The following is a 15,386-nucleotide window of genomic DNA, read 5'->3' on the forward strand; positions in this document are numbered from 1 at the left end:
GCCGGGCAGCCGCGGGCGAGGGTGTGGCAGAGGTCACGGCGGTTCCAGGAGACTGCCGGGGTTCGTGCGGCGTCCCTCTCAGCGGGCCCCCGCGCACACCGACGCAGGGGCGTAGGGCGCCTGCACCGACCGGTACCGGTGCCCGTAAGGAGGAACAGATGTCACCCGCATCCCGAGTCGTCGAACACACCGTACGGGCCCGGCTGATCGCCGAACCTCCGGCGACCCGCAGCCTCACCGCTGCCCTGCGCTACGACAGCGCCGACCCCTTCGCCGTGCGCCTCGTCTTCCCGCCGCACATCGCGCTCGACGGCGGTGAGGTCTGCTGGGCCTTCTCCCGCGAGCTGCTGGAGGAGGGGCTGTGCCACCCGTCGGGCGACGGCGACGTGCACGTGTGGCCGTGGCAGGTGCACCGCACCGTCGTCGAACTCCACACGCCCGAGGGTGCCGCCGTCGTACGGTTCGGCAGCACGGACCTCCGCCGCTTCCTCGACACCACCTACGCCCTCGTCCCCCGCGGCGAGGAACAGCGCGGGATCGATCTCGACGCCGGGCTCGCCGAGCTCCTGCGGGAGGTGTGAGCCACCGCCCGCACGAGCCGGCCCGGGCCCGCGGGGGCCCGGGCCGGATGTGTCAGACGCCGGTGGGTTCCGGAGTGCGCCTGTCGGGGACGTCGTCGCCCGGGCCTCCGTCGGACGGTCCGGAGCCGCCCTGCGGGCCTTCGGGGCCCTCGGGGCCGCTGCCTCCGCCGCCGTCGGTGAGCGCCTTGTTGAGCTTCTCCCCCTCGACGTCGACGTTGGGCAGGATGCGGTCGAGCCAGCGCGGCAGCCACCAGGCGCGGTGGCCGAGGAGCGTGAGCACCGCCGGCACCAGCGCCATGCGGACGACGAACGCGTCGAGCAGGATCGCGACGGCGAGCCCGAAGCCCATCATCTTGATCATGGCTTCCGAGGCCCCGATGAACCCGGCGAAGACGCTGATCATGATGACGGCCGCCGCGGTGACCACACGGGCACCGAGCTTGAATCCGGAGGTGATCGCCTCGCCCGGGCTCTCGCCGTGCACGTACGCCTCGCGCATCCGCGTCACGAGGAAGACCTCGTAGTCCATCGCGAGACCGAAGATCACGCCGACCATGATGATCGGCATCACGCTCATGATCGGCCCCGTCTGCTCGACGCCCACCAGGTCGGCGAGCCAGCCCCACTGGAAGACGGCGACGACGGTGCCGAGCGCGGCGAGCACCGAGAGCAGGAAGCCGAGCGCGGCCTTGAGCGGCACGAGGACCGACCGGAAGACGAGCATCAGCAGCACGAAGGCGAGCCCGACCACGAGCGCGAGGTACGGCGCCAGCGCGTCGTTCATCACCTGCGAGAAGTCGATCGCCACGGCCGTCGCGCCGGAGACGAGCACCTTGGCGCCGGTGTTCTCCTCGATGTCCCCCGCACGGTCGCGGATGTCGTGGACGACCTCCTCGGTCTGCGTGTCGCTCGGGCCCGAGGCGGGGACGGCGCTGATCGTCGCCGTGTCACCGGCCTTGTTGAACATCGGCGGGGCGACCGTGACGACCCCGTCGACCTTGGAGAGCTCCTCGCCCACCTGCTTCGCCGCGCCCTGCGCGTCCTCGCTGTCCCTGGTGTCGACGACGAGGAGGAGCGGGCCGTTGAACCCGGGGCCGAAGCCCTCGGAGAGCATGTCGTACGCCTTGCGCTGGGTGGTGTCGGTCGGCTGGTTGCCCTCGTCCGGCAGACCGAGCTCCATGCTCCCGACGGGCACGGCGAGGACTCCGAGGCCGAGGACGGCCGTCACCAGTACCGCCCACGGACGGCGGCGGACGAGCGCGGCCCAGCGCGTGCCCCCGTTGGGCTTGCCCTCGGGGTCCGGCGCGGGGGCGCCCGTCTCGGGGTTGGCGGCGCGGATCTTGCGTCCGAAGATCCGCTTGCCGACCATCCCGAGCGCCGCGGGCACCAGCGTGATCGCGACGAGGACGGCGATGACCACCGTCGCGGCCGCCGCGAGGCCCATCTTCGTGAGCATCGGGATGTTGACGACGGAGAGGCCGACGAGTGCGATCACCACCGTGAGCCCGGCGAAGACCACGGCCGAACCCGCGGTTCCCACGGCCCGCCCGGCGGCGTCCTCGCGCTCGCGGCCCTCGGCGAGTTCGGCGCGGTACCGGGAGGCGATGAAGAGCGCGTAGTCGATGCCGACAGCGAGGCCGATCATCATCGCGAGGGTGCTCGTCGTCGCCGAGAGTCCGAGCGTGGCGCCGAGCGCGGCGATGCCGGAGACGCCGATGCCCACGCCGATGAGCGCGGTCACCAGCGGCAGCCCGGCCGCGATCAGCGAACCGAAGGTGAGGATCAGGACGATCGCGGCGACGATGATGCCGAAGATCTCGCCGTTGCCCATGTCGGGCTCGGCGAAGAGCGCGTCACCACCGGTCTCGACCTCGAGCCCCGCGTCCCTGCCCTGCTGGGCCGCGGACTCGATCGACTCCCTGGTCCCCTCGGTGATGTCCATGGCGCCGACCTTGTACGTCACCGAGGAGTACGCGGTCGTGCCGTCCTTGCTGACGCCGGCACCGCCCTGCGCATACGGGTCGGAGGCCATGGCGGCCTGGTCCTCGCCGCCGAGTTCGCCAACGACCTCGCGGACGGCGGCGCGGTGGTCGGTCGCGGTGATCTTCTCGCCGTCGGGGGCGCGGAAGACCATGCGCGCGGTCGCGCCCTCCGCGTTGGCGTCGGGGAACCGCTCCTCCATCACGTCGAAGGCTTGCTGCGCCTCCGTACCGGGGAGCGCGAAGTCGTCGTCGGGCGGGCTGGACGCGGACGAGGCCGCTATGCCCACGGCGGCGAGCAGCGCGACCCAGATGAGGGCGAAGCTGCGGCGGCGCCGGAAGGCGAGGCGGCCCAGCCGGTAGAGGAAGGTGGCCACGGTCTGGTTCTCCGGTCTCTCGTGGTCGGGCGACGGGTCGACGGCTGCGCGGGCCGGGTGCGCTCACCATCTGGGTACGGCGCGGGCATCGGACGCCACGAGCCGGCGCGAGCGCCTGCCCATGGCAGTCCATGCCAAAAGACGCCGCCTCCCAGAAACGGGGTTGAGCCGCCTCGCCGTGACGTACACCACTTCACGACTTGCCGGGCGAGCGAACGCCCGGACCATGGGAGAGGTGACAGACCCGCGCCCGCCCGGTGCGCCGCCCGACGGGCACGGCGCAGCCGAACCACCGCCCCCCGTACCGGACGCCTACCTGCGCCACCCCCACCTCAGCGGCGAACTCCTCTGCTGCACCACGGAGGACGACCTCTGGGTCGCGCACCTGCCGCCCGGATCGCACCGCACCGAGCGCGCCTGGCGGCTCACCAGCGACCGCACCCGGCTGAGCCACCCGCGGTTCTCGCCCGACGGCTCGACGCTCGCCTTCGTCTCCTGGCGGAGCCTCGACCCGGAGGTCCACCTCGTCCCCGTCGCCGGCGGACCCGCGCGCCGGCTGACGTACTGGGGCGCCGTCGACACCCGCGTCTGCGGCTGGACCCCCGAGGGGGACGTCCTCGCCGTCGCCTCGCACGGAGAACCGTTCTCGTACCACGCCTGGGCCTACCGCGTCCCCATCTCCGACCCCGACCAACCGGCGGCCGACTCCCACCCGGGACTGCGCCTGCCGTGGGGCCCCGTCGCGGAGATCGCCGTCACGGGGGCGGACACGGAGCGGCGGACGCTGCTGCTCACGGGGAAGCCGCCGCACGAGCCCGCCGAGTGGAAGCGCTACCGCGGCGGTGCGACGGGACGGCTGTGGCTCCAGGGCAGGCAACTCCTCGCCGACCTCGTCGGCCACCTCGACTCGGCGATGTTCGTCACGCCGCCGGGCGACGAGACGCGGGTGGCCTTCCTCTCCGACCACGAGGGGATCGCCAACCTCTACAGTTGCCGCGAGGACGGCACGGACCTCCGCCGCCACACCGACCACGACGACTTCTACGCCAGGAACGCCGCCACCGACGGCACCCGCGTCGTCTACCAGTGCGCGGGAGAGCTCTGGCTCGTCGACGACTTCTCACCCTCGGGCAGCCCCCACCGCCTCGAACTCCGCCTGGGCGGCCCGCGGACGGGACGCCGCCCCCACCAGGTACCGGCGTCTGCGAACCTCGACTCGCTCACCGTCGACACCACGGGCCGCGCAAGCGCCGTGTGCGTGCGCGGCAGCCTGTACTGGCTCACCCACCGCGACGGCCCGGCGCGCGCGCTCGCCGACACCCGCGGCGTCCGCGTCCGGCTGCCCGCGGTGCTCGGCGACACCGGCCGGGTCGTCTACGTCACCGACGCGGAGGGCGAGGACGCGCTGGAGATCGCCGACCTCCCGCGCGCCTCCCGGCCGCGCGTACCGCGCCGGCTGGCGGCCGGACGGCTCGGGCGCGTACGGGAGTTGAGCGCCTCGCCCGACGGCGGGACCGTCGCCGTCGCCTCGCACGACGGGCGGCTCCTCCTCGTCGACGTACGCGACGAGGACGGCAGCGGCAGCGTCTCCGAGCTCATCAGGTCGCTCAACGGGCCTTTGGGCGACCTCGCCTTCTCCCCCGACTCCCGCTGGCTCGCCTGGGCGCACCCCGGCATCGGACGCTCCCTCAGCCAGATCAAGCTGGCGTGCCTGGCGGCCGGAGAGGACGGCGCGCGCAAGAGCGCACGGACCGTACTCGACCTCACGGACGGCAGGTTCGAGGACGAGCAGCCGGTCTTCACGCGCGACGGCCGCTACCTCGCCTTCCTCTCCTGGCGCGGCTTCGACCCCGTCTACGACGTGCACACGGGCGACCTCTCCTTCCCCCTCGGCTGCCGCCCCTACCTCGTCCCTCTCTCCTCCGCGACGCTCTCCCCCTTCGCGCTCACCCCGCAGGGCCGCCCCGCCGCGGGCGGCCTCGACCCGCAGGAGCTCGGCGGTCCCGACGCCGCCGAGGGGACGCCGACCGTGCTCGTCGAGGCGGAGGGGCTGGAGAGCAGGGTGACGCCGTTCCCCGTGACGGCGTCGAAGTACGCGGGGCTCCATCCCGTCGCCGGCGGAGGGCTGGTGTGGCTGCGGTATCCGATCTCGGGGGCGCTCGGCGAGACTTTCGCCAACCCGGCCGACACCTCGGGGCGCCCCACGCTCGAGCACTTCGACCTCGCCACCGCGCGCCGCACCGAACTCACGGGCGACGTCGACTGGTTCGAGGTGAGCGGCGACGGCACCCGCCTCGTGGTGAGCGACGAGGGGGAGCTGCGCGCCGTCCCCGCGGACGAGAGCGCGGACGCCGACTCGACGACCCGCATCGACCTGCGGCGCATCCTCCACGACGTCGACCCGGCCGCGGAGTGGCGGCAGTCGTACGCGGAGGCAGGCCGGTTGATCCGCGCGTACTTCTGGGACCCGGGGATGAGCGGCGTCGACTGGGACGCGGTGCTCGCGCAGTACCGCCCGCTCGTCGAACGTATCGCCACCCCCGACGAGTTCGCCGACCTCCTCCGCGAGGTCCTCGGCGAGCTCGGCACCTCGCACGCCTCCGTGGCGGCCTCGCGCCGCAGCGAGGGGCCGCCGCACTACCGTCGCCCGCTCGGCTTCCTCGGCGTCGACGCCGTGCGCACGGTGGAGGGCCGCTGGCGGATCGAGCGCATCCTGCCGGGCAACTCCTCGGACTCCCGGGCGCGTTCACCGCTCGCGGGGACGGCCGTGCGCGAGGGGGAGTCGATCGTCGCCGTCGACGCGCGGAAGGTCGATCCGGTGGCCGGACCCGCGCCGCTCCTCGCTGCGGCCGGCGGCACCACCGTCGAACTCACCTGTGCGCAGGACGACCCGGACGGCGGGGAACCGCGGCTGCACCGCGTCGCCGTCGTCCCCCTCATCGACGAGCGGCAGTTGCGCTACCAGGACTGGATCGCCCGGCGGCGTGAGAAGGTGCGGGCGCTCAGCGGCGGCAAGTGCGGCTACCTGCACATCCCCGACCTCGGCGGTTCGGGCTGGGCGCAGTTCAACCGGGACCTGCGGATGGAGATCTCGCGGCCCGCACTCCTCATCGACGTGCGGGGCAACGCCGGCGGCAACATCAGCGAGTTGGTGCTGGAGAAGCTGACGCGCTCGGTGCTCGGCTGGGACCTGACGCGCAACGCGCAGCCGGTCTCGTACACGACGAACGCCCCGCGCGGCCCGCTCGTCGCCCTCGCGGACGAGGCGACGTCCTCGGACGGCGACATGATCACGGCGGCGTTCCGGCTGCTCGGACTCGGACCCGTGGTCGGCGCGCGGACGTGGGGCGGCGTCGTCGGGATCACCGGGCGGCACCGGCTCGGCGACGGCACGGTGATCACGGTGCCGATGAACGCGGCGTGGTTCGAGGGGTACGGGTGGTCGGTCGAGAACCACGGTGTCGATCCCGACATCGAGGTGGTCCGCACACCCGTCGACTGGGCCGAGGGCCGCCCGTCGGAGCTGGAGGCCGCCGTGCAGACGGCCCTTGAGCTGCTGGAGCGGCACCCCGCCGCCGTACCTCCCGACTACCGCGACGTACCGGACCGGAGCAGGCCGCCGCTGCCGCCCCGCACGTGACGGACACACCGTGCAGGAGCGAACACACAGCGCAAATTGGCGCGTTGGTGTGGTCCGTGCCACGCTGAAAAAGGTGGGTTACGGACATAACGCACATGTGGGCCAGAGCAGCCCGTGCCCCCTGCCGAAGGGGCCACCCCACGCCGTCAGCGTCGAGGAGTGACGATGGGCATCGCAGACCAGTTCAAGGGCAAGGCCGAGGAAATGCAGAAGAAGGCGAAGGACAAGATGAACGAGGGAGGGGACCGCGCCAAGGACACCGGCCAGGAGGCCAAGGAACAGGGCTCCCGCGAAACGAAGAGCCACGAGTCCGGCAAGGGCGAGAAGAAGATGCGCGGCAGCAACGACGAGTGACGCCCCCTCGGGCCCGTCACCCGCACACACCCGTCACCGACCGGTCAACGTCCCTTCGCCCGACCGCAGTCGGCAGACGGGACCCGCGCCGGGGCCGTTTGGTCCCGGCGTTGCGGTGTGCTCCACCGGCTTGCGGCAGCGCCTGGGCAGACGGCCGTAAGCGGGGGCAGGAGGAGCCGCCATGGCATCGAACATGCGTCGTTTCCCCTGGCGGCCGACTCGCTGAGAGCGTCGTACTGTTCGCGCATGGTGTCGGCATCGCTCAAGGGGTAGGCAGATGGCACCTCTCCGGCGGGATCGTTGAACACCACGAGTCACCACTCGATGCCGTCCGTCGAGAATGCCGGAGTCAGGGTTCGACACCGACATACGTGAACTCGGCCTGTTCGCCGTCGAGTGGCGGCAAGCCACTCGCCCCGGCCGCCGTGCCCGCCTCGCGTTCCTCTGTGCAGGACCCGAGATCGCACCACCCGAGGAAGCACGCGACTGCTGGAACGACTGAACCACCCCGGAACCCGGACGGAGGTGACCGCGGAACGTCCACGGCCTGCGCGGACACTGCAACTCCCCGATCGCCGGACACTGCACCACCGAACCCGACGGCCAACTCAGCCTCAGCGCAACGGTGTTCTCCCGCGACGGGAGCAAGTTCACACGCGCGCACATCTGGGGCGATACCTTCAACGAGGCCGGCACCCTGGGCTTCCGCGTCTGCGCCGAGCCGCTGCGGCAAGACGCCCGCGACGTCATCGACGGCATTCCGCACTGACTCGGCGCTCCTCAGCGACCGCTCCAAGAGGATGCACTCCGCGGCTGGTTGCTCCAACCATAGGCTTCCTCTGTGAGCACCCGTTTACGATCTCTTGCCGGGACACCCGGTCAGGCCCGGAGAACGCCCGATGCGGGCGGGCACTTCCGACCTCTCGGCTCTCCAACCGACTATTCCTACGGTTTCCGTTCCGAGAGTCGTGCGCCCCACCCCGCCCGAAAACGCACCGGGGCCGCGGTGACCGAGCCGCAGCCCCGGTGCGCGCGCACCCTCTCACAGGCCGACGCCGCGCGTCCGGCCAAGTCCCCCTGAACGTACGGCTGCTCGGCCGCACCCGCGGGCGTACGGTGACGGCAGCGGAGCCCGTCGGACCCCGCCAGCCGGACCCGGGAGGCCGACCATGTCCCAGCAGACTCTCGCGTGCTTCGGGTACGACGACTGGGCGTGGCTCAACCCGCCCCGTGAAGCGTCCGTCACCGCCGACCGCGTCCGCGTCGTCGCCGATCCGGGCACCGACTTCCCTTCCGGCCGCGGGCAACGCACGACGGGGCACGCCCTGCTGCGTCCCGCACCGCTGCGGTTCGGGATACGCGCCGTCGTCACAGGTGCCTACCGCGAGCAGTACGACCAGGCGGGGTTGCTGCTGTGGTGCGGTGCGCACCACTGGGTGAAGGCCGGCATCGAGTACGTCGACGGGGTGGAGCAGCTCGGCGCCGTCGTCACCCGGGTCTCCTCCGACCGCAGCGCCGTTCCGCTCTCCCGACTCCGGGAGAACAGCGGCCCGTTGACGATCGCGCTCGCCCGCGAGGGCCCCACCGTCGAGATCCGCTTCGGACTCGCCGGCGGCGAACCCCGCACCCTGCTCCGGCAGGCGTACTTCCCGCCCGAGCCCGAGTGCCGCACAGGTCCCATGGTCGCCTCGCCGACGGGTGCGGGGTTCGCCGCCGAGTTCAGCGGGGTGCGCTTCCGGTCGCCCTGAGCGGGGCTACCTCTTCAGCGCCACACCGCCGAAGCCCGTCGTCTCGGCCGCCGGGCCGCCCTGGTGCTCCGGGTGCCACTGAGTGATCGGTACGAGCCCCGGCGGGACGGCCTCGAGGCCGTCGAAGAAGGCGGCGATCTGCGCGCGGGTGCGCAGGAGGTAGGGCACGGCTCCGGTCTCGGCGTAGCTGTCGGCCGCCTCGTTGGCGCCCGCGTCCTCGTCGGTGGCGTCGTGGAGGGAGAGGTAGCTGCCCGGTGGGAGCGCGTCGACGAGTGTGCGGACGACGCGGACCGCCTCCCCGTGCGAGGAGACGTGCCCGAGCACGCCGCTGAGGATCAGTCCGACGGGGCGCCTGAGGTCGAGCGTTCCGCTCGCCTTCGCCAACACGGCTTCGGGGTCGAGGAGATCCGCGTCGACGTACTGGGTGACGCCCTCGGGGGTGCTGGTGAGCAGCGCGTGCGCGTGAGCGAGGACGAGCGGGTCGTTGTCGACGTAGACGACCCGGGCGTCGGGCGCGATGCGCTGCGCGACCTCGTGGGTGTTGTCCACGGTGGGGAGCCCGGTGCCGATGTCGAGGAACTGCCGCACACCCGCGTCCTCCGCCAGGTAGCGGATGGTGCGGATGAGGAAGTGGCGGGCCTGGCGGGCGAGTTCGTCGACGCCGGGGAAGGCTCTGCGGTACTCGTCGCCGGCCTGGCGGTCGACGGCGTAGTTGTCCTTGCCGCCGAGCCAGTAGTTCCATATCCGCGCGGAGTGCGGCACGGTCTCGTCGATCAACGGTTTGCCCTCGGCTTCTGAAGCTGCCATCGGCGGCCTTCCTCCTCGATACGTACGCGCGGCGGCCTTCTGCCGCCGGCCCCAGCAGTCTGCCCGGGAAGGCCCGGCGTGTGCGGACCGAACGGGCCTTTCCGCCAGGGGAGTTCGCCGGCGCTCAGAGCGGCAGGTTCGAGGCGGCCAGGCGCAGGGCGCGCCGGACGGACTCGTCCCCGCTCAGCTCCGACGACTCGTCGGCGCGCCAGGCCCAATCCTCGACGGCGACGCGGAGGGCGCCGTTGAGCATCACCGCCTGCACCTTGAGGGCGAGCGGGTCCGGCTGCGGCGCACGGGAGCGTTCGGCGAGGATCTCGGCGAAGACCGCCTCGGCGGCGAAGTGGACCTCGAGCCACACGGCGCGCAGCCCCGGCTCGTTACCGGTGAGCCGGACGAGGTCGCGCAACGTCCGGCTGTCGCCCGGGTCGTGGGCCTGCGGCCACCCCTCGCCGCCGATCGCGTCGCGGAGCGGGCGCTCGGCCGGCCAACGGCGGAGGACTTGGGCCATGATGTCGAGGGCCACCGTCAACAGCGGGCGTACGCACTGCTCCTTGGTGGCGAAGTAGCGCCACAGGGTGCGGGTGGAGACTCCGGACGCCGCTGCGATCTCCTCGCCCGAGGTGGCGGCCACGCCCTTGGCGGTGAAGAGGCGGACCGCCTCCTGCGCGATCTCCACACGCGTCGCCGCTTTGCGCCTCTCGCTCAGCGGCGGCCTTCCCGTCCGACCGCTGTTCGCCCTCTTCTCAGCCATGGCGGCCACCTTAAGTCCGGCGCCGGTTTGTCGCCTCATGCCGTCGTGGCACTCACTGCCAATAAGTTGTACGGTCGGCCGCACGGACGGATCGCGGGCACCGGCCGGGAACCGAGCAAGGCAAGGGAGCCCCTCATGAGCAGCAACCGCGACTTCGAAGGTCGCAGCGTCATCGTCACCGGCGCCGGGTCCGGCATCGGGAGGGCGGCCGCGCTGAAGTTCGCCGAGCGGGGCGCGAAGGTCCTCGTCGCCGACCTCTCCGAGGAGAACGCGCACCGCGTCGTCGGCGAGGTGCGGGACACCGGCGGGACGGCGCACGCGGTCGTCGGCGACCTCGGCCTCCAGGAGATCGTCGACGAGGTGACCGCCACCGCACTCCGCGAGTTCGGCCGCATCGACGTGCTCGTCAACAACGCCGGCATCATGGACCGCATGTCCGCTGCCGCCGACACCGAGGACGCCGAGTGGGAGCGGGTGCTGCGGATCAACCTCACCGCGCCGTTCATGCTCGCGCGCGCGGTCGTTCCCCACATGATCGAAGCGGGCGGGGGCGCCGTCGTCGCCACGGCCTCCGAGGCGAGCTTCCGCGGCAGCGCGGCCGGCGCGGCCTACACCGCCTCCAAGCACGGGGTCGCCGGACTGACCAAGTCCCTCGCCGTGATGTACAGGGACAAGGGCGTGCGGGCCAACGCGATCGCGCCCGGCGGCACCGTCACGGGTATCTCCGTCGACGCGCAGCAGGGTGCGCACGGTCCCGGTGTCGTCGGCTCGTACATGGTGAACATGGGCTCGCGCACGGCTCGGGCCGAGGAGCAGGCCGAGGCGATCGTCTTCCTCGCCTCGGACGCCGCGAGCAACATCAACGGCGTCGTCCTTCCCGTCGACAACGGCTGGGCGGCCGTCTGAGCGCCGGCGCTTCTCCGGGGAGCGACCCGAACCCCACTGTTTCGCGGGGCCGTTGGGGAGTCAGGCGCCGCTCCAGCCCCGCGGGTCCGCGCCGCCCGGCAGCACGGCGCTGGGCTCGTAGGGGGCGCGGGTGAAGACGAAGCTGCCGAGGTCGAGATAAGTTCCCTCGGCCGTCGTGACGGGGCGCAGCCGCTCGCCTGCGTAGTAACCGTCGAGGCCGCGCCAGGTACCGTCCGGCTCGGGGCGGAAGCGGGAGGCGCGGCCTCCCCCGTCGAGGGCGGTGAGGCTGAGGTTGCGCCCTGAGGTGACCCGCAGGGTGTGCGCGCGGGTGCCCCAATACCAGGTGCCGGTGAGCGCGAGGAGCTCGGGATCTGCTTCGGATGCCGGGCGCCAGGGCTCCGGGATGCGGGGCTCGTGGTCGCGCGTGAGCCGCACCAGGTCGCAGGCGACGTCGCCGGTTGCCGGACCCGAGGTGGCGTTGGCGAGGGCGATGCCGGCGAGGGCGTCCTCCTCGCTCACCCACAGCGAGGCGAGGAAGCCGGGCATGGAGCCGCCGTGGCCGAAGAGGACGCGGCCTTCGGTGCGGACCAGGCCGAAGCCGAGGCCGTAACCCGCTGACCAGTTGGGGTCGTTGGGGCCCGAGGCCGGGGCACGCATCTCGCGGAGCGTCTCGACGGGGAGGATGCGAGGGTCGCCGTCGAGGAGGAAGCCGGCGAAGCGGGCGAGGTCGGCCGCCGTCGACCACAGCTCTCCCGCGGGCGCCATCCGGCCCGTGTCGACGGCCGGTTCGGGCTGCATGACGTCGGCGAAGGGGTGGACCGCCCAGCCCTCGGCGTGCGGAGGCTCGGGAGCCGTGGTCGTGCGCTCCATGCCGAGCGGGGCGAGGATCTCTCGCCGGAGGGCCCGCTCCCAGGTGGTGCCGCGGACTTGGGCGACCAGGGCGCCGAGGATCGCGTATCCGGGGTTGGAGTAGTGGTGGGTGCGGCCTGCGGGGTGGAGAAGGGGCTCCTCGCCGAAAACGTCCGTGAGGCGGGGGCGCACCTCGCCTGGCGTCCGCTCCCACCAGGGGCCGCCTGTCTCGGCTGCAAGCCCCGAGGTGTGCGCGAGGAGTTGGGCGACGGTCGCGCTGCCGGCAGGTGCGGCCTCCGGGAGGTGGGCCGCGACCGGTTCTGCGAGATCGATCAGGCCCTCCTCGCGCAGGCGCAGGACGAGGACGGCCGTGAACATCTTGGTGAGCGAGCCGATGCGGTACTGGGTGTCGGCGTCCGGGACCCTGTGCTCGTCGGCGCTGCGGCCCGCCGACCAGACGAGCGCACCCCCACGCATCAGGCCCCCGACGAACGACGGCGCCCTGCCCTCGGCCTGGGCCACGGCGACGCGGTGGAGCAGTGCCCTGGCGGTGGCGGGCAGAAGCGATTCCCGGGCTTCGCTGGTGGTCATGCGCCCACTCTACGAGCACCCTCCGACACGGGCCGGGGAGTGCGTCAACGGTCGTGGGGTGAGGGGGTGCTTGGCCAGGTGGCCCGCGGGTGGAGTGTCACGCGCCGCGTGGAGTCGGTGCGTGGCTGGGACGAGCGCGCCGTCACGTGGATGCGGCCGGTTGTCGGAATTTGCCTGGCACCGCGCGCAGTTGGGACACGTGACGCAACACGCAGAGGCAGCACATAACCGCGCGAGGCTCTCGCCTACCGCGACGTGGGCGGCTACGCCGCCGCGGTCCTCGCCGGCGTGCTCAGACGCACTCCCCCGACTGGGGCCGGTGTGAGTGCGAGGTGCACCCTCGCCGCCGACGCGACCAGACGGCGAGCCCCGCCGATTGACCGTCGCTCAACGCGGCATGCGCCCAGGTGAGTTGGAGGTTACTCGCCGCCCGATACCCGCCGCAGCGTCTCGACCAGGGTGCGTACGCCGAAGCCCGTGCCGCCGTGCGGGACCTCGCGGTAGGACGGCTCGTCGTTGTGGGCGGGGGCCGCGATGTCCAGGTGGGCCCAGGGCAGGCCGGTCGGGACGAAGTCCTGGAGGAAGAGGGCGGCCTGGGTCGTGTCGCCGTACCGGTACGAGCAGTTGGCGCGGTCGGCTGTCGCGGAGTGGAGGTGCCGGCGCTCGTCTTCGGCGAGCGGGAGCCGGCACAGTGGTTCGCCGGTGCGGTCCGCCGAGGCGAGCACCGTCTCGGCGAGCTGCTCGTCGTTGGTGAAGAGGGCGCCGGTGCGGGTGCCGAGGGCGTGGGCGGCGGCCGAGGTGAGGGTGGCCACGTCGATCAGTAGGTCGGGGCGTGCGCGTCCGGCGTGGACGAGGACGTCGGCGAGGACGAGGCGGCCCTCGTTGTCGGTGTTGACGATCTCCGTGGTGGTGCCGTCGAGGTGGCGTACGACGTCGCCCGTGCGCAGGGCGGCGCCGTCCGGCATGTTCTCCGTCAGCGGCAGGTGGGAGCGGACGCGTACCGGCAGCGCCAGTCGGGCCAGCGAGGCGAGTGCTCCCACTACGGCGGCGGCACCGCCCATGTCGGACTTCATGGTGTGCATCTCGCGCGCCTGCTTGAGGGAGAGCCCGCCCGAATCGAAGGTGACGCCCTTGCCCACGAGGCTCACCACGGGGACGGCGGGGGCGCCCTCCGGCGCGTAATCGATCTCCACGTACTTCGCGGCCTCGCGGGAGCCCCGGCCGACGGCGGTGAGGCCGGCGAGCCCCAACTCTGCGAGCGCCGCGCCCTCGTGGACCGTGCAGGAGAAGCCGTACTCCTCCGCCATCTGCCGGGCCCGGTCCGCGAAGAGCGTGGGGGTCAGCTCGCCCGGTGGGGCGTTGACGAGGTCGCGGGCGAGGCAGGTGCCGTCGCTGACGGCCTGGGCCTCGCGCACGGCTGCCGCCGCTTCGGGCTGCGGAACGGCCACGATCAGCTCGTCGAGGGTGCGCGCCGGCTTCCTCGACCGGTGGGTGTCGTACCGGTAGAGGGCGAGCAGGGCGCCCTCGGTCACCGCGCGTGCGCGTTCCGCGGGCGGCACGGGGCCGTCGGCCAAGGCGAGGTCGAGGCGGAGGGTGCGTGCGGGGCCCGCGGCGCGCACGGCTGCGGCGGCCGCCGCGCGGAAGGTGGCGGGCGTCGCCGAACCGGCGGCACCGAGGCCGACGTTGAGCAGCACACTCCCGTCACCGGACGGCTCGGCGACGACCTGCCCGGCTCTGGCGAGGAATCCGCGGCGTCGGCAGAACGTGCTCGCCGGGGCGCCTGCGTACCGCGGCAGCGCGACGGCGTCGGCCGGCTTCGCACATGCGCCCGGCCCGCTGTCGTCGACCGAGACGCGGACCATGCGTCAGGCGAGTTGATAGGCCGTGCAGGACTCGTCGCGTACGAGCAGGCCGTCGTCGACCAAGGCGCGCCTGAGGCTTACCCAGTCGTCGTACCACTCGCCGCACAGCGCGTTGACTTTCGCCTCGGAGTACACGGTGCCCCGCTCGAACGAGTCGGCGACGACGGCGAGGACGCGGGCGCGTACGTCCGGCTTGCCGGGGATCGACGTCAGTCGGCCGCGGCGGAAGTACGAGCCGGAACCGTCCCCGCCGGCCCGGCCGGAGACCTGCACCTCGGCCTGCATGGCGCGTTGGAAGGCGTCCTCGATGAGGGAGTAGCCGCGCGTCTCCGGGTCGAGCCGGGCGAGCTTGCCCTCCACCAGCTTCTGCAGGGCCGCCGCGGCGGCCGGCGCGCGCAGCCCCGTTCGCTGGGCGACCTCTCCCACGGAGTTGGCCCCGAGGGCGAGCGCGGCGTAGGCGGACCGCCGATCGGACTGCGCGAGGGTGCCGACCAGGTCGCGGCAGGAGGGCGGTTGGTCCTCTACGGAGGCCGTGTTCATGGCGGTATCCACCTTCCGGATCGTGAGGTCGCGCGTAGCGTAACCGCGATGGACTGGGCGACGCACGGGAATTCGCGCGACTATGCCTTTCCTTCAGGCTGCCAGGAGGGTGGCGGCTTGGCTCCCAGGGTGACGGGCACGGGGGTGCGGGCTTGGCGGGGTGTGCCTTTTGCGGGTGGTTTTCGGTAGGCGGATGGTTGTTCGCGGATGGCGAGGGCGATGATTTTGGTGCCTTCGATGAAGATCCAGCGGCGGCGTTGCCAGTTCTGGAGTTTCTCCCACGCCCGGTCCCAGGGTTGGCCTTCCGGCCAACCGTTGGCTTGCAGGTCACGGATGCGGGTCCCGCCGATGACAGCCCGGAAGAGTGCGGCGTCGTCGCCTTGCAGGACGGTTTCGTG

General features: G+C 72.6%; 13 protein-coding genes and 1 pseudogene. 7 read left to right on the forward strand and 7 right to left on the reverse strand.

Going from position 1 to position 15,386, the window contains the following annotated elements; all coding sequences use genetic code 11:
* Window positions 1–158 precede the first annotated feature (158 nt).
* Window positions 159–581 (forward strand): SsgA family sporulation/cell division regulator, encoded by a 423-nt coding sequence (locus F603_RS0130210; protein ID WP_016908995.1) that lies wholly within the window; start codon window positions 159–161, stop codon window positions 579–581.
* Between the two features lie 52 nt (window positions 582–633).
* Here F603_RS0130210 and F603_RS0130215 read toward each other — a convergent pair whose 3' ends face one another.
* Window positions 634–2,937: an MMPL family transporter gene (locus F603_RS0130215; RefSeq protein WP_019549662.1), complete on the reverse strand. Its 2,304-nt coding sequence runs from the start codon at window positions 2,935–2,937 to the stop codon at window positions 634–636.
* A gap of 226 nt (window positions 2,938–3,163) precedes the next feature.
* Here F603_RS0130215 and F603_RS0130220 point away from each other — a divergent pair, with 226 nt between their 5' ends.
* The 5 genes from F603_RS0130220 (at window position 3,164) to F603_RS0130240 (ending at window position 8,679) form a co-directional block, all read left to right on the forward strand.
* The gene (locus F603_RS0130220; protein ID WP_019549663.1) at window positions 3,164–6,577 is read left to right on the forward strand and encodes a S41 family peptidase; all 3,414 of its coding nucleotides are present in this window, start codon (window positions 3,164–3,166) and stop codon (window positions 6,575–6,577) included.
* A gap of 165 nt (window positions 6,578–6,742) precedes the next feature.
* Complete coding sequence (locus F603_RS33220; RefSeq protein WP_019549664.1) at window positions 6,743–6,931, forward strand: hypothetical protein; 189 nt, start codon at window positions 6,743–6,745, stop codon at window positions 6,929–6,931.
* Window positions 6,932–7,271: 340 nt separating this feature from the next.
* Window positions 7,272–7,433, forward strand: a complete 162-nt coding sequence (locus F603_RS36145; protein ID WP_019549665.1) for a hypothetical protein — start codon at window positions 7,272–7,274, stop codon at window positions 7,431–7,433.
* A gap of 69 nt (window positions 7,434–7,502) precedes the next feature.
* On the forward strand, window positions 7,503–7,700 hold the full coding sequence (locus F603_RS36150) for a hypothetical protein (protein WP_245600947.1): 198 nt from the start codon (window positions 7,503–7,505) through the stop codon (window positions 7,698–7,700).
* Window positions 7,701–8,100: 400 nt separating this feature from the next.
* Entirely contained in the window at window positions 8,101–8,679 is a 579-nt protein-coding gene (locus F603_RS0130240; RefSeq protein ID WP_019549667.1) for a DUF1349 domain-containing protein, read from the forward strand.
* Window positions 8,680–8,685: 6 nt separating this feature from the next.
* On the opposite strand, the gene F603_RS0130245 is transcribed toward F603_RS0130240, so the two are convergent.
* The gene (locus F603_RS0130245; RefSeq protein WP_019549668.1) at window positions 8,686–9,486 is read right to left on the reverse strand and encodes an SAM-dependent methyltransferase; all 801 of its coding nucleotides are present in this window, start codon (window positions 9,484–9,486) and stop codon (window positions 8,686–8,688) included.
* Between the two features lie 124 nt (window positions 9,487–9,610).
* Complete coding sequence (locus tag F603_RS0130250; RefSeq protein WP_026328857.1) at window positions 9,611–10,240, reverse strand: TetR/AcrR family transcriptional regulator; 630 nt, start codon at window positions 10,238–10,240, stop codon at window positions 9,611–9,613.
* Between the two features lie 135 nt (window positions 10,241–10,375).
* On the opposite strand from F603_RS0130250, the gene F603_RS0130255 reads away from it, so the two are divergent.
* Entirely contained in the window at window positions 10,376–11,146 is a 771-nt protein-coding gene (locus F603_RS0130255; protein ID WP_019549670.1) for an SDR family NAD(P)-dependent oxidoreductase, read from the forward strand.
* A 60-nt stretch (window positions 11,147–11,206) separates the two neighbouring features.
* Here the strand turns inward: F603_RS0130255 and F603_RS0130260 are convergent, their stop codons facing one another.
* The 4 genes and pseudogenes from F603_RS0130260 to F603_RS34500 form a co-directional block, all read right to left on the reverse strand.
* On the reverse strand, window positions 11,207–12,586 hold the full coding sequence (locus F603_RS0130260) for a serine hydrolase domain-containing protein (protein WP_019549671.1): 1,380 nt from the start codon (window positions 12,584–12,586) through the stop codon (window positions 11,207–11,209).
* A 419-nt stretch (window positions 12,587–13,005) separates the two neighbouring features.
* Window positions 13,006–14,448, reverse strand: a complete 1,443-nt coding sequence (locus F603_RS0130265; protein WP_019549672.1) for a leucyl aminopeptidase — start codon at window positions 14,446–14,448, stop codon at window positions 13,006–13,008.
* Window positions 14,449–14,451: 3 nt separating this feature from the next.
* The gene (locus F603_RS0130270) at window positions 14,452–14,988 is read right to left on the reverse strand and encodes a DUF2087 domain-containing protein (RefSeq protein ID WP_019549673.1); all 537 of its coding nucleotides are present in this window, start codon (window positions 14,986–14,988) and stop codon (window positions 14,452–14,454) included.
* An 80-nt stretch (window positions 14,989–15,068) separates the two neighbouring features.
* A pseudogene (locus tag F603_RS34500) lies at window positions 15,069–15,386 on the reverse strand (hypothetical protein); the annotation flags it as partial.

This window comes from Streptomyces sulphureus DSM 40104, from assembly GCF_000381025.1.
GTDB classification, from domain to species: domain Bacteria; phylum Actinomycetota; class Actinomycetes; order Streptomycetales; family Streptomycetaceae; genus Streptomyces; species Streptomyces sulphureus.

Excerpts from the sequence above, each read along its gene's own strand:
- F603_RS0130210 (WP_016908995.1), top strand. The coding sequence starts at position 159 with ATGTCACCCGCATCCCGAGTCGTCGAACACACCGTACGGGCCCGGCTG.
- F603_RS0130220 (WP_019549663.1), top strand. The coding sequence starts at position 3,164 with ATGGGAGAGGTGACAGACCCGCGCCCGCCCGGTGCGCCGCCCGACGGG.
- F603_RS33220 (WP_019549664.1), top strand. The coding sequence starts at position 6,743 with ATGGGCATCGCAGACCAGTTCAAGGGCAAGGCCGAGGAAATGCAGAAG.
- F603_RS36145 (WP_019549665.1), top strand. The coding sequence starts at position 7,272 with ATGCCGGAGTCAGGGTTCGACACCGACATACGTGAACTCGGCCTGTTC.
- F603_RS0130240 (WP_019549667.1), top strand. The coding sequence starts at position 8,101 with ATGTCCCAGCAGACTCTCGCGTGCTTCGGGTACGACGACTGGGCGTGG.
- F603_RS0130245 (WP_019549668.1), bottom strand. The coding sequence starts at position 9,486 with ATGGCAGCTTCAGAAGCCGAGGGCAAACCGTTGATCGACGAGACCGTG.
- F603_RS0130250 (WP_026328857.1), bottom strand. The coding sequence starts at position 10,240 with ATGGCTGAGAAGAGGGCGAACAGCGGTCGGACGGGAAGGCCGCCGCTG.
- F603_RS0130255 (WP_019549670.1), top strand. The coding sequence starts at position 10,376 with ATGAGCAGCAACCGCGACTTCGAAGGTCGCAGCGTCATCGTCACCGGC.
- F603_RS0130260 (WP_019549671.1), bottom strand. The coding sequence starts at position 12,586 with ATGACCACCAGCGAAGCCCGGGAATCGCTTCTGCCCGCCACCGCCAGG.
- F603_RS0130265 (WP_019549672.1), bottom strand. The coding sequence starts at position 14,448 with ATGGTCCGCGTCTCGGTCGACGACAGCGGGCCGGGCGCATGTGCGAAG.
- F603_RS0130270 (WP_019549673.1), bottom strand. The coding sequence starts at position 14,988 with ATGAACACGGCCTCCGTAGAGGACCAACCGCCCTCCTGCCGCGACCTG.